Below are 12,937 nucleotides of genomic sequence, written 5' to 3'. Positions count from 1 at the left end.
TAATATGGGATTGATTTGTGGCTGATTTTAACTGGAAAGGAATTGACCTTAACTTATTGATTGCACTGCAAGCTCTGTATAAAACCAACAGTGTTAGTAAGGCGGCTGAACGTTGTTATGTCAGCCAATCTGCGATGAGTCATAGCTTACAAAGACTGAGAAAGTTGTTTGATGACCCTTTGTTTGAGCGGGTCGGTAGCAAGATGGAAGCGACCGACCGAGCGATTGAATTATCAAGCACCGTCGATGCCTTACTCAATACCATTCAGTCAGAAGTACTGTTGTCTAAATCGTTTGATGTAGCAACCTATAAAGGCACTTGGAAGATCGGACTTACCGATTATGCAGAGCAGATGTTCGCTCCAATGTTGTTTGATCTTATTAAGCAATCTTCGCCTTATTCTCAAGTGACGTTATTCAATGTCAATCGAAGCAACTATCAACAAGTGTTTGAAGACGCTAAGCTCGATATCGCGATCGGCAATTTTGGTGAGGTACCAAAGCCTTATCGAACAAAGCATTTGTATACAGAGCAACATGTCTGTTTGTTCGATCCGTCGGTTTTATCTATTGAACAGCCAATGTCTTTAGAGCAGTTTGTGTCTGTAGAACATGCATTGGTTTCTCCTGCGGGGGCTCTAAAAACGGGTGTTGATATTCGATTGGCTGAGCTAGGTTTTAGTCGAAAAGTCGCTATATCTTCAAGTAACTTCTTGACAGTAAAACGATTAATTCGTGGTCGAGAGTTGTTGTGTATTGTTCCTCGGCTCGTGGCGCGTAATGATATTGATACCGAAGATACTTTACTGGCGGTGAAACCACCTATTGATGTTCCAGATTTTGATATACAGCTTGTCTACCGCAAGGCAAAGCATCTAGATGATAAAAATAAATTACTTAGAAAGTTGATTGCTAAAGCTATTTCATCTGTGATTAGTGAGTAAATTTATTAGCTGTGATTTGTCGTTAAGTTTGTCCAAATTATCCCTAAAAAAATCCGGTTAATTACCAGAACATGACTATACTTAATTTACGACTCAAAGCAGTCGTAAAGAATAGGCTTTTTGATTTACCTAAGTAAAAAAATTGGTTATATCCTCATGATATAGCTTAAAAAACTACCAGGCTAAACGGACTTAGTTGGTCTTAAAGCGCTAGCTCCCCCTAGCGCTTTTTCTTTTATTTCGATTCTGGCAAAAGGGTCTGAATCCTTTTTAGCAGTTGCTCGATCTCCTGTTTTTCATAGTGAGCCGTCACCTTAGGTTGGCTGCTTTCTCTTGGGAGTAATGCAGTTTCGATATGGTGCTGCAGTAAAGCATCTTGTGAGTTGGCGTTGAGCTTCTCTGCAAGTACCACTGCTTGTCGGCCAATCGTGGTGAAGTCCTGCTTGATGGTGGTCAGCGGTGGATTAAAAAACGCACTGTCCTCGATGCCATCAAAGCCAACGACCGCAACCTTGTCAGGGACTGGAACCTGCAGTTCTTGCAGCGCGCGTAAAACCCCTAATGCCATCTGATCACTTGCCACTAACACGGCATCAAATACGGCTTGTTTAGCGACAGCTTCTCGAACACCAAGATAACCACTTTCTGCTTGCCAGTTTCCTTGATATTGATACTTCACCTTACTCTCTGCATCTGATAACGCGGCTAACCAACTTTGATGGCGAATCTTTGAGGCACTGGATTCATTCGGGCCAGTGATCAGTAGGAAGTCCGTTCGTCCGCTTTCAAGTAGATGTTGGGCCGCCAGTTTTGCTCCTTCTGCATGATCACCGCAAACATAGTTCACTTGGCTGTTAGAGGGGACATCAATGAAGATAAGGTTGAGGTGCTGATATTGTTCCACTAACAATTCTGCATCGGCACTCTCTAAAGGCACATTCAGAATAATGCTGTCGACCTGTTGAGCCATCAATTCACGAATTGCCTCACGGGTGTTCGCGAGATTAGGCTCGGAAACAACAGAGAAAGCGACGCCATAACTCATATCATGAGCCTGCATTCGCACGCCATTTGCAATCATTGCTGCGCCATGCAGTGCCATATCGAGAGTGACTAAACCAACGCTGGTGGACTTGGCTCGACTGAGCATTTGAGCACCTTTATTGGGTACATAACCAAGTTGCTTTATGGCGGCGTTAACCTTGTTGCGGGTGGATTCCGCGACGTCTTGTGATCCATTGGTTACTCGAGATACTGTTTGGGTGGATACCCCTGCCAGTTTTGCTACGTCTTTAAAGGTGATACTCATCGCTCTGCTCATCGAATATTTTAGAGTGAACTAAGCCTACCGAAATTTACCAAACTAAACTCTGCTCACTCTCAAACAAATGTCTTTTAAAACATTAAAAATGTTTCCGGAAACAGTCGATCTTGTGCAAATTTTTCGAATGTTAAAGCCAATTCACATCACGTATTTGTCGGTATTAGATACTAATCTGACGTGATGGGTTCACTATTATTTCTATATTATGTTTACGAAAACAATAGAGATTAGTAATGAACGAATTTATTCACTTAAAGAGTAAAAATCATAGTTTGATCATTAAATCAGGGCGTGTTCCAGAGGTTTTGCATTGGGGAGCAAAGATCGCAAGTATTGATGAAGATCTTCTGCTTTCGACAGAGAGACCAATTTCTCAAGCGCGACTGGATGTGGATGTGCCTCTCTCTCTTTGTCCTGAGTTAGGCTGTGGGCACTTTAACGCTCCTGGCATTGAAGGTCATAGAGAAGGGCTTGATTGGGCTCCCGTCTTTAAGACCGTTCGTTACGATGCTCAAGATCAAGAAGTGAGTTTTTTCCTTGAAGACAAGGTTGCTCTACTGGAGCTTAAGGTTGAGATCAAACTGGACTTCGAATCTGACGTCGTCCAAAAGCGTGTGACCCTCACCAATAAAGGCAGCAACAAATACTACCTGAATAAGCTTTCTTCAACGCTGCCATTGCCGAATCATGCTAACGAGCTTATGACGTTCCATGGCCGTTGGTGTCATGAGTTTCAAACGCAACGCCAACGCTTTGAACACGGTGGCTTCATGCAAGAAAACCGTCGTGGTCGCACATCTCACGAGAATTTCCCGGGGATGTTTGCAGGGACTCAAGGGTTCTCTGAGCAACATGGTTTGGTATGGGGATTTCATTTGGGCTGGAGCGGTAACCACCAAATGCGCGCGGATGTTCGTAGTGATGGTCGCCGCTTTGTTCAAGCTGGTGAGTTGTTACTTGCAGGCGAATCCATTCTGGAATCTCAAGCAAGCTACCAAACGCCTTGGCTGTTCGGCTGTTACAGCAACTCAGGTTTAAATGGCATCGCACAACGCTTTCAGCAGTTTGTTCGCGACAACATTATTCAATTCCCAACCGATAAACCTCGTCCCGTTCATTTGAATACATGGGAAGGGATCTATTTTGATCACAAGCCTGACTACATCATGAAGATGGCAACGGAAGCGGGCGTGATGGGCGTTGAACGTTTCATTATTGATGATGGTTGGTTTGTGGGGCGTGATGGTGAACGTACCGCACTGGGCGACTGGTATTTGGATGAGGTGAAATATCCAAATGGCTTAGAACCTGTGATTGAACATGTAAACCAACAGGGTATGGAGTTTGGCCTTTGGGTTGAACCTGAGATGGTAAGTCAAGATTCTAATCTTTACCGAAATCATCCTGATTGGGTGCTTGGTTTACAAGGGTATCATCAACCATCTGGCCGTTGGCAATACGTGTTAGACCTACAAAATGAAGCGTGTTTTAACTACTTGTATGAACGCCTCAATGCGCTGCTGACTCGGTACAACATCACTTATTTAAAGTGGGATATGAACCGAGAGTTGGTTCAACCTGGGCATCAAGGTAAAGCAGCTGTGCATGGTCAAACTAAAGCGCTATATCGCCTTGTTGATGAGTTGAATCTAGCGCACCCAGAAGTCGAGATTGAATCTTGTTCTTCGGGCGGCGGCCGTATCGATTTTGAAATTCTAAAACGAACCCATCGTTTCTGGGCATCGGATTGTAATGATGCCTTAGAGCGCCAAGCCATTCAGAAAGGCATGAGTTACTTCTTCCCACCAGAAGTGATGGGGGCGCACATTGGCCCAGCAGAATGCCACTCAACCAATCGTCGTCACAGCATCAATATGCGTGGTGTAACTGCACTCATGGGGCATATGGGTGTTGAGCTTGACCCTGTTAAAGAGTCACCGGAAGAGAAACAAGCATTCTCACATTACATTTCACTGCATAAGCAATTTCGTCATGTTTTACATTCTGGCCGTAGTTTCCGAATGGATCCTTCGGACAAAAATCAGAACATTTATGGCGTTGAAAATGACGATGAAATGCTGATCACCGTGTGCCAATTAGCGATGCCTGAATATGCTCTGCCTTCGCCACTTCGTATTAGCTGCGTGGAAGACAACGCGATGTATCAAGTGAAGTTAGTGGACATGCCAAAAACCAGTTTCCAGTTGATGAAACAGCGCCCCCAATGGCTCGACAAAACGTTGACCCTGAGTGGCGATAACCTCAAGGAAATTGGATTGACCTTACCGATTCTAGACCCAGAGTCAGCCTTGATTGTTCATCTGAAAAAGATATGAAGCGCTAACTCTGAGTACCCCTACAAATAAAATTCTAAATATAAAAATATAATCGGCAGCGAGGAATTGCTGCCGCAATAACTAAACTTAAGGAAAACAAAATGTCTATTACAGTTCTGCTGTCATTCTTGTTATTTACTGGTTTTGTTGTCGCGTTTACCTACAACAAAGTTAAAAATGACAAGAACACCTCACAAGACGGTTTCTTTCTCGGCGGAAGAAGCTTAACCGGTGGTTTGATTGCCAGCTCCCTAATTTTAACCAACTTAAGCGCGACTAGCTTTGTTGGCATGAGCGCACAAGCTTATACCCACAATATGAGTGTCATGGGGTGGGAAGTGGCCTCAGGTGTCACTTTAGTCATCATCGCTCTGATGCTGGTACCGCGTTACCTGAAGCAAGGGATAACGACGATTCCAGACTTCTTAGAGAGCCGTTACGACATGTCGGTGAAGAAGTTTGTGACGTTACTTTTCTTGTGCCAGTACGTCATCAATATCTTGCCAACCACACTTTATGCCGGTGCCGTTGTTCTGGGAGAGATCTTTGATGTTCAAGCTCTGCTAAATATTTCAGAGTTTAGTTCAATAGCCCTTATTTCGGCGACGATTGGTCTACTTGGCTTCTTTTACGCGATTTATGGCGGCCTAAAAGCGGTTGTGATTGCGGATACGATTAATGGCGTAGGCCTGATTGTTGGCGGCATGATGATCCCCGTGTTTGGTTTGATGGTGTTGGGCGAGGGCAGCTTTGGTGCTGGCTTGGATATTCTGCTTTATGCAGCGCCAGAGAAACTGCAATCGGTTGGTACAGAGACTGATCCACTACCGTTCTCAACCTTGTTTACAGGTCTTCTACTTGTGAACCTTTACTACTGGGGTACGGATCAATCAATCATCCAGCGTGCGTTGGGTGCTAAGAACTTAAAAGAAGGTCAGAAAGGGGTGATTCTTGCGGGGGCAATTAAGGTTATCTCTCCGCTGTTCCTAATTATTCCAGGCATCATTGCATTCCACATGTTTGGCGCTGATGCCGGTAACCCTGACACCATGTACACGCGCTTGGTAAACGAAGTTTTGCCTAAGCCGTTGGTTGGCTTCTTTGTCGCGGTTATGTTTGGTGCCATCCTAAGTACATTTAATGGTGTGCTTAACAGTTCGACCACTCTATTCGCATTGAATGTCTACAAACCTTTGTTTGGCCAAGGTAAAACGGATGAAGAGCTGGTGGGTAAAGGCCGTATCTTTGGCGTTGTGATCGCGATTATCTCGGTATGTATCGCACCATTCATCATGTACGCACCAGAAGGTTTGTTCCAATACCTACAAATGGTAGCGGGATTCTTCAGTGTGCCAATCTTTACTATCGTGTTTGTGGGGTACATCTCTAAACGTGTGCCAGCTCTAGCGGCTAAAGTGGCATTGGTGGTATTTGTAAGTTCATACGCTGCGATGCAGTTAGTGTTCAAAACACCTATTCACTTCTTACACCAATTAGCGATTCTGTTTGTTGTATGTACAGCGCTGATGTTCATCATTGGCTACTTTATGCCACGTGAAGATGATTACGTGATGCCTGTGAATGAAAACATTGATGTCACGCCTTGGGCATTCCGTTTCGAAGCTTCGGCTATCATTCTCTACATGGTATTGGGTGCTTACGTGATGTTCTCTGATGTTGGTTTTGTCTCGGATGATCCAACCATCATGCAGGTGTACGGTGTGTGCGGCATTGTAATGTTAGTCGGTATTTTTGGCCGATTAGCAAAGCGTAAGAAAGCTCTTGAAGCTGCCGCATAACCTCCACTGAGCCTGCTATTCGTTCTTTTAAAATGAGCTTGATAAGTAAAAGGATCATAGTTGGCTAATAACTTTAAAGGCATCTCAATTGTAATGAATGAGATGCCTAACATATTGTTTTTATGATTGGTTACTGTCTGACTACTGACTACTGACTACTGACTACTGACTACTGACTACTGACTACTGACTACTGACTACTTACAAATTCACAAAGAAAAACGAGTCCATTTCTTCGCTCGCCAGCGACGAACCATGATCAATCCGCGGAACCATTCGTCCATCGCGATTGCCATCCAAGCACCAAATACGCCATAACCCCAATGCACACCAAGTAAATAACTCATCGCAACGCCAATGCCCCACATGCTAAGAATGCCCATTTTGATAGGGAACTTAATATCGCCTGCGGCTTTTAAGCAAGAAATGAAAATTAGGTTAAACACGCGACCAGCTTCTAATAGTATCGAGCCTGCGATGAGTGCGGCAGTCAGTGCGATGATCTCTGGGTCTTGAGTGAATAAATCCAAAATCTCGAATCGGAAAATATAGACCACGCAGGTAATGGTGATAGAGGCGATAAAGCCTACTACAAAGTATCGTTGTACACGGTTGGCTATCTCATCTATCCAACCTTTACCTATGTAATAACCCGTTTGGATTTGGCTACCTTGGCCGATGGCTAAGGCAAAGGCAAAAGAGAGACGTGCGATGTTTTGTGCGTAAGTAAACGCGGCCAGTGAAGACGTTCCCATCTGCACCACAAAGAAGGTAATACTGATTTGCGCCATGTTGTAAGAGAGTACTTCTCCCGCATTCATAGAGCCGATCTTCATGATTTTTTGATAGATAGCTTTAGGCACAGATTTGAACTGTTTCATCGGTAGGTCAATGCCTTTGTTTCTTACGACACCGATTAAGATCAATAAGCCGATCACTTGGCTAATAACTGTCGCCGTTGCAACCCCTTGTACGCCGTACACTGGCAACCCGAAAGGTTGGTAAAGTGCGCAGTAGTTGCCGAAGATGTTGATCACACCTGCAATCATGTTGATGACCATCGGTGATTTTGAATAGCCATGGCTGCGTAGAATCGTGGTGAGAACGACACCTATCGTGACATTAAAGGTGAGAGCACCACTGATAAACAGATACTCTTGAGCGTACTGTTCGACTTGAGCTTCCAGTTGGTAGAGCGGAATAAAATATTCAGCACCAAGAACTGCAATAATACTGAGTAACACACCGGTAATAATGGCCAAGATAATGCTCGCCACGCCCACGTGAGCGCTCTCTTGAGTGCGAGAAGCACCGTTGTATTGTGCGATTAGGATGCCTGTACCACTGCTGACCATGGTTGAGACGATGATCAGAAAAAAGGATATCTGAGAGATAACACCAACGGCAGACACGGCTTTGTCTGAGTACCCCGATAACATGAATACATCACTGGTGTTGAGGGCTGTTCTTAATAGAACTTCGATAAAAATTGGCCAGGTGAGCGCAACGATTCCCATGCGTTTATTTAGGGTGGAATCAGCATTAGGCATTTAGGTTTTCTCAGAAAGGGGTAGGCGACACCATAGTTTAGCCATTATTGAGTAAACGACTATCAAATTAATGTCCGGATAGCTATTAAGGGTAAATAAAGTGCGAATAAGCCTCCATAGGCCAACATTTAGGTGTGAGTTATGAAACTTTTGATAGATGTTTCATAAGGTAAAGAGGAAGAGAGTGGAAGCGTTTAACTACTTAAAAGTGGCACAATAAATGAGCTTGAAATGAAGTGGTAAAGCTAGCGACATCGAGCTAGCTCTACCGTTTTTAAAGCCTAGTTAATACGCTGACCTTCAGCATCAAACAGATGACAATCTTTTGATGCGAAATTTAAATTGAGAGACTGATAGCGTGCGACTTCTTGATCTCCAGGTAGGTGGACCTTAAAGCTATCAACACCACATGATTGGCCAAACATATAAGTACTATTGCCCAATCGTTCTACCACTTCGCTCTGGAACTCAATAGTGATATCTGACTCGCCATTGATCTCCAAATGTTCTGGTCGAATACCAAGAGTCAATTTTTGTCCTTCGGCAAGGCCATCACTTGGCAATGGTAGAGTCATTTTATTAAGTCCATTGACGGTCAGTTGGGCATGAGTTTCTGAGGTGCTGTTCACGATACACGGTAAGAAGTTCATTTTCGGAGAGCCAATAAAGCCGGCCACAAACTCATTTTGTGGAGAATGATACAGTTCGAGAGGTGAACCAACTTGTTCTACTCGACCGTCTCTTAGTACCACGATTTTGTCAGCAAGCGTCATTGCTTCGACTTGATCGTGCGTGACATAAATCATGGTATTTTGCAGATCTTGGTGCAGTTTGGCGATTTGTAAGCGCATATCGACACGAAGTTCTGCATCTAGGTTAGACAAAGGTTCGTCAAATAAGAACACTCTTGGGTTGCGAACTATCGCTCGACCGATAGCGACACGTTGACGTTGTCCACCCGATAACTCTTTAGGTTTACGTTTCAATAAAGGTTCTAGCTGAAGCGTTTTCGCGGCACTGGTGACCTGTTTCTCGACGGTTTCTTTGGCAACACCGTTCATTTTAAGGCCAAAGCCCATATTTTCTTCAACGGTCATGTGAGGGTAGAGCGCGTAGGATTGGAATACCATCGCCACGCCACGCTCGGCAGGATCGACATCATTAACAAGATCATCGCCAATATGGATCTCACCTTCAGTAATCTCTTCCAAGCCAGCAACTAAGCGTAAGAGGGTTGATTTACCGCAACCAGACGGTCCAACGAATACTACGAATTCGCCGTTACTTATTTCTAGATCAACACCATGGATCGTTTGAACATCACCATATCGTTTGATGACCTGTTTTAAGCTGATATCAGCCATGCTCTCTCCTTGCTTCGTTGGACTACATCACTTTGCCTTTAAAACATACGCTTTCATCAGAAATTTGTTAGATGCCTCGGATAAATTATTGATCGGGGTCATACAAATTTTACAAATCATACTGATTTTTGTGGAAACGTTTACAAAATTAAAACATAACTGTGCGTAATATTATCAATAAGCCTAATATTTGAACGTAATTACCATAAATGCTGAGTTGCTAGATTAAATTTAGAAATCTAGGTGGAAATTTATCAAATAGTAAATGAAGCTTTGAAGACAAGGAATTCCGGGAAATGGAGCAATCTGTGAAAACGATATACCCAGAAAATCGCATCCCATCGGCTAAGAAGAAAAGACGTATTAGTTCTAAGGTATCGCCTTGGTTGTTCTTGGCACCTGCTATCGCCATCTTCTCTCTCTATGTTGTTTATCCGATCTTGGACAGCATTTGGCTCAGTTTCTTTGAGTGGGACGGGCTCGGTGAGAAAGAGTGGGTAGGGCTCGAGAACTATCGCGAACTGTTTGACTCAGATGCGTTCTACACCTCCTTAACGAATAACTTTCTTTGGTTGATCTTCTTTATGCTCGCGCCACCTTGTGGCTTGGCGATTGCCCTTTTCCTAAACCAACAAGTGAAAGGCATTCGTGTCGTTAAATCCTTATTCTTTTTCCCCTTTGTTATTTCTCAAGTGGTGGTCGGCCTCGTATTTTCTTGGTTCTATGACCCATCATTTGGTCTTTTCAATATGGTATTGGGTACCTTCGGTTTTGAGCCCGTTTCCATACTCGCTGATGAAGACTATGTGACCTACGGAATCATTGCCGCGGGCCTATGGCCACAAATTTCTTATTGCATGATCTTATATCTCACGGGGTTGAACAATCTCGACCCAGAGCAATTAGAAGCGGCGCGACTGGATGGTGCAAAGAAGTGGCGCATGCTCTGGTATGTAGTTCTTCCTCAACTAAGACCTGCGACGTTTATTGCTGTGGTTGTGACCGTAATTGGTGCCCTTCGTTCTTTCGATTTAGTGGCAACCATGACGGCGGGTGGACCTTGGGGAAGCTCGACGGTACTGGCGTATCAAATGTATGAAGAGTCTATTTTTAACTATCGAATGGGTTACGGTGCGGCGGTTTCAGTGGTGCTGTTTCTGATTATGGATATCTATATCGCTTACTTCTTGTGGCGCATGTTAAGGAGTGAAAAATAATGTTTCCGCAACCAATTCAAAAAGCCGGTCGCTTTACTAATATCAGCTACCGAGTCGCGTTACCGATCTCGATCGTGATGTGGTTATTACCGCTTATCGCCGTGATGATGACGTCGATTCGTTCGATGGATGACATCAACAAAGGTAATTACTGGGGCTGGCCGAGCGAGATTCAGTTCATTGAGAACTACACCCAAGTTTTTACCTCGACCTCAATGGGGCAGTACTTAATCAATAGCTTGATCATCACACTGCCAGCGGTCGCAGGGGCTGTCGCACTCTCGACTTTGGCCGGGTACGCTTTGGCGAAATACAACTTCAAAGCCAATGTGTGGATATTTGCGATGTTCATTGCGGGCAACTTTGTTCCGTTCCAAATCTTGATGATTCCAGTGCGTGATCTAACGATTGGACTGGGCCTTTACGATACCCATTGGGCGTTGATTCTCTTCCATATCGCTTTCCAAGCCGGTTTTTGTACCTTGTTCATGCGGAACTTTATTGTGGGTATTCCCGACGCGTTGATTGAAGCGGCGCGTGTGGAGGGAGTCAGCGAATGGAAAATATTTTGGCATGTGGTGCTGCCTTTAGTTCGCCCTGCATTAGCTGCACTAGCTGTGTTGGTGTTTACCTTTATTTGGAATGATTTCTTCTGGGCACTAGTACTGGTTCAGAGTGATGACGTTCGCCCGGTAACGGCGGGATTGAGCTCACTACAAGGCCAGTGGTTGGCATCTTGGCAGTTTATGTCTGCGGGAGCTGTCGTGGCTGCCATTCCACCAGTCGTGCTGTTCTTCACCATGCAGAAACACTTTATTGCTGGCCTGACATTAGGTGCGACCAAAGGGTAAATAACGAGATAAGAATAGATACACGAATCTAGCGATAGCGACGGCTTTAAGTCGTTATTGCTAACGGCATCCCGAATGGATGAATTATTGAAGAGAAACTAAAACACGCATAACCCTACGAGACAAAACAATAAAAATTGGACTTAGTGAGCTTAGCTCTATAACAAGGACCTCAATATGAAATACGTGAAACATATCGCTGCTACGGCAGTGCTTGCTGCCTCCGTTTCTACAACAGCGTTTGCAGGAACCTTAGTCATCAACTCAGATGCTTCTGATCCAGCGCCGAAAGAAGCGTGGGGTGAGATCATCAACCGCTTTGAAAAAGAAAACCCAGATATTACGGTCAAGTACAACTTGTACGATCACGAGTCGTATAAAACAACGATTCGTAATTGGTTGGTCACTTCGCCGCCGGATGTGGTTTTTTGGTATGCGGGTAACCGAATGAAAGCATTCGTTGACCGTGGCTTGTTCGAAGATGTGAGTGACATTTGGGCTGACAACAATATGCAGCAAGATTTTGCGTCAGCCGCACCTGCAATGACGGTCAACGGAAAGCAATTTGGTGTGCCATATACGTATTATCAATGGGGTATCTACTACCGCAAAGACATCTTTGAGCAGTATGGAATTGCTGAACCTAAAACATGGGATGATTTGAAATCGGCATCGGCAACGCTTAAAGAAAATGGGGTTGCACCGTTTGCTATTGGTACTAAGTACTTGTGGACTGCAGCAGGTTGGTTTGATTACATCAACATGCGTACCAACGGCTTGGATTTTCACATTCAGTTGATGGAAGGCAAGGTGCCTTATTCTGACGAGCGAGTGAAGAAAACGTTCGCTAACTGGGCAGAGCTTGTTGAGCCTGGTTACTACTTAGAAAATCACGCCTCTTATTCTTGGCAAGAAGCTCAGCCATTCTTGTATAACGGCAAGGCGGCGATGTATCTAATGGGTAACTTCATTACGCCAAACTTCCCGGCTGAATTAGATGGCAAGATGGACTTCTTCCAATTCCCTGTGATCGATCCAAGTGTTCCGATGTCAGAAGATGCGCCAATGGATACGTTGCACATTCCTTCTAAAGCGAAAAATAAAGAAGATGCGCGTAAGTTCCTAGAGTTTGTTGCGCGTGCGGAAAATCAGCAACTTATCAATGAGATGTTGCTACAAATCCCGACCAACAATAAAGCCAAAGCGAAGTCTGATCCGTTCTTAGATAAAGGTGTAGCAATGCTGGCTTCTACTGATGGTACGGCTCAGTTCTATGACCGTGATACCGATCCTGCGATGGCTAAAGAAGGCATGAAGGGCTTCCAAGAGTTTATGGTTCACCCTGATCGCATCGAAAAAATATTGAAGAAACTCGATAAGGTGAGTAAGCGCGCCTTTAAGTAATGTGTTATTCGCCGCAGCGGTTCTCGCTGCGGCTTTTCTTTTGTCTCTCTAGGGATTATTGCCAGTGCTGATTCGTTGGTGTTCGTCATGTTTGAATGTTATGGAGCACTGAGTATCACTTGCAATGATTCACTTTGAACGGTTTATC

General features: G+C 44.4%; 9 protein-coding genes. 6 read left to right on the top strand and 3 right to left on the bottom strand.

Going from position 1 to position 12,937, the window contains the following annotated elements; translation table 11 throughout:
- The first annotated feature begins 17 nt into the window (after positions 1-17).
- Positions 18-944 (top strand): LysR family transcriptional regulator, encoded by a 927-nt coding sequence (locus AC3CH4_RS12100; protein WP_488543008.1) that lies wholly within the window; start codon positions 18-20, stop codon positions 942-944.
- 235 nt (positions 945-1,179) lie between these two features.
- Here the strand turns inward: AC3CH4_RS12100 and AC3CH4_RS12095 are convergent, their stop codons facing one another.
- Positions 1,180-2,253, bottom strand: a complete 1,074-nt coding sequence (locus AC3CH4_RS12095) for a LacI family DNA-binding transcriptional regulator (RefSeq protein WP_488543007.1) — start codon at positions 2,251-2,253, stop codon at positions 1,180-1,182.
- A 248-nt stretch (positions 2,254-2,501) separates the two neighbouring features.
- Here AC3CH4_RS12095 and AC3CH4_RS12090 point away from each other — a divergent pair, with 248 nt between their 5' ends.
- Both AC3CH4_RS12090 and AC3CH4_RS12085 read left to right on the top strand, forming a co-directional pair.
- Entirely contained in the window at positions 2,502-4,604 is a 2,103-nt protein-coding gene (locus tag AC3CH4_RS12090) for an alpha-galactosidase (RefSeq protein WP_488543006.1), read from the top strand.
- A gap of 101 nt (positions 4,605-4,705) precedes the next feature.
- Complete coding sequence (locus tag AC3CH4_RS12085) at positions 4,706-6,403, top strand: solute:sodium symporter family transporter (protein ID WP_017080747.1); 1,698 nt, start codon at positions 4,706-4,708, stop codon at positions 6,401-6,403.
- Positions 6,404-6,612: 209 nt separating this feature from the next.
- Here AC3CH4_RS12085 and AC3CH4_RS12080 read toward each other — a convergent pair whose 3' ends face one another.
- The gene (locus tag AC3CH4_RS12080; RefSeq protein ID WP_372198584.1) at positions 6,613-7,953 is read right to left on the bottom strand and encodes an MATE family efflux transporter; all 1,341 of its coding nucleotides are present in this window, start codon (positions 7,951-7,953) and stop codon (positions 6,613-6,615) included.
- A gap of 281 nt (positions 7,954-8,234) precedes the next feature.
- The gene (locus tag AC3CH4_RS12075; RefSeq protein ID WP_488543005.1) at positions 8,235-9,317 is read right to left on the bottom strand and encodes an ABC transporter ATP-binding protein; all 1,083 of its coding nucleotides are present in this window, start codon (positions 9,315-9,317) and stop codon (positions 8,235-8,237) included.
- A gap of 296 nt (positions 9,318-9,613) precedes the next feature.
- Between AC3CH4_RS12075 and AC3CH4_RS12070 the strand changes: the two genes are divergently transcribed.
- From AC3CH4_RS12070 to AC3CH4_RS12060, 3 genes are all read left to right on the top strand, one after another.
- On the top strand, positions 9,614-10,534 hold the full coding sequence (locus AC3CH4_RS12070; RefSeq protein WP_016784947.1) for a carbohydrate ABC transporter permease: 921 nt from the start codon (positions 9,614-9,616) through the stop codon (positions 10,532-10,534).
- Complete coding sequence (locus AC3CH4_RS12065; protein ID WP_488543004.1) at positions 10,534-11,385, top strand: carbohydrate ABC transporter permease; 852 nt, start codon at positions 10,534-10,536, stop codon at positions 11,383-11,385. The genes AC3CH4_RS12070 and AC3CH4_RS12065 overlap by 1 nt, the downstream gene beginning before the upstream one ends.
- A 177-nt stretch (positions 11,386-11,562) precedes the next feature.
- Positions 11,563-12,789 (top strand): ABC transporter substrate-binding protein, encoded by a 1,227-nt coding sequence (locus AC3CH4_RS12060; RefSeq protein WP_114633945.1) that lies wholly within the window; start codon positions 11,563-11,565, stop codon positions 12,787-12,789.
- Positions 12,790-12,937: the final 148 nt, after the last annotated feature.

This window comes from Vibrio sp. QJM3NY_26, from assembly GCF_057786005.1.
The sequence above is the reverse complement of the archived record's forward strand: the minus strand, read 5'-3'. Positions and strand labels throughout refer to the sequence as shown.

Bases quoted from the DNA above. Each gene is read 5' to 3' on its own strand.
- AC3CH4_RS12075 (WP_488543005.1), bottom strand. From the start codon at position 9,317: ATGGCTGATATCAGCTTAAAACAGGTCATCAAACGATATGGTGATGTT.
- AC3CH4_RS12065 (WP_488543004.1), top strand. From the start codon at position 10,534: ATGTTTCCGCAACCAATTCAAAAAGCCGGTCGCTTTACTAATATCAGC.
- AC3CH4_RS12090 (WP_488543006.1), top strand. From the start codon at position 2,502: ATGAACGAATTTATTCACTTAAAGAGTAAAAATCATAGTTTGATCATT.
- AC3CH4_RS12080 (WP_372198584.1), bottom strand. From the start codon at position 7,953: ATGCCTAATGCTGATTCCACCCTAAATAAACGCATGGGAATCGTTGCG.
- AC3CH4_RS12070 (WP_016784947.1), top strand. From the start codon at position 9,614: ATGGAGCAATCTGTGAAAACGATATACCCAGAAAATCGCATCCCATCG.
- AC3CH4_RS12095 (WP_488543007.1), bottom strand. From the start codon at position 2,253: ATGAGTATCACCTTTAAAGACGTAGCAAAACTGGCAGGGGTATCCACC.
- AC3CH4_RS12060 (WP_114633945.1), top strand. From the start codon at position 11,563: ATGAAATACGTGAAACATATCGCTGCTACGGCAGTGCTTGCTGCCTCC.
- AC3CH4_RS12085 (WP_017080747.1), top strand. From the start codon at position 4,706: ATGTCTATTACAGTTCTGCTGTCATTCTTGTTATTTACTGGTTTTGTT.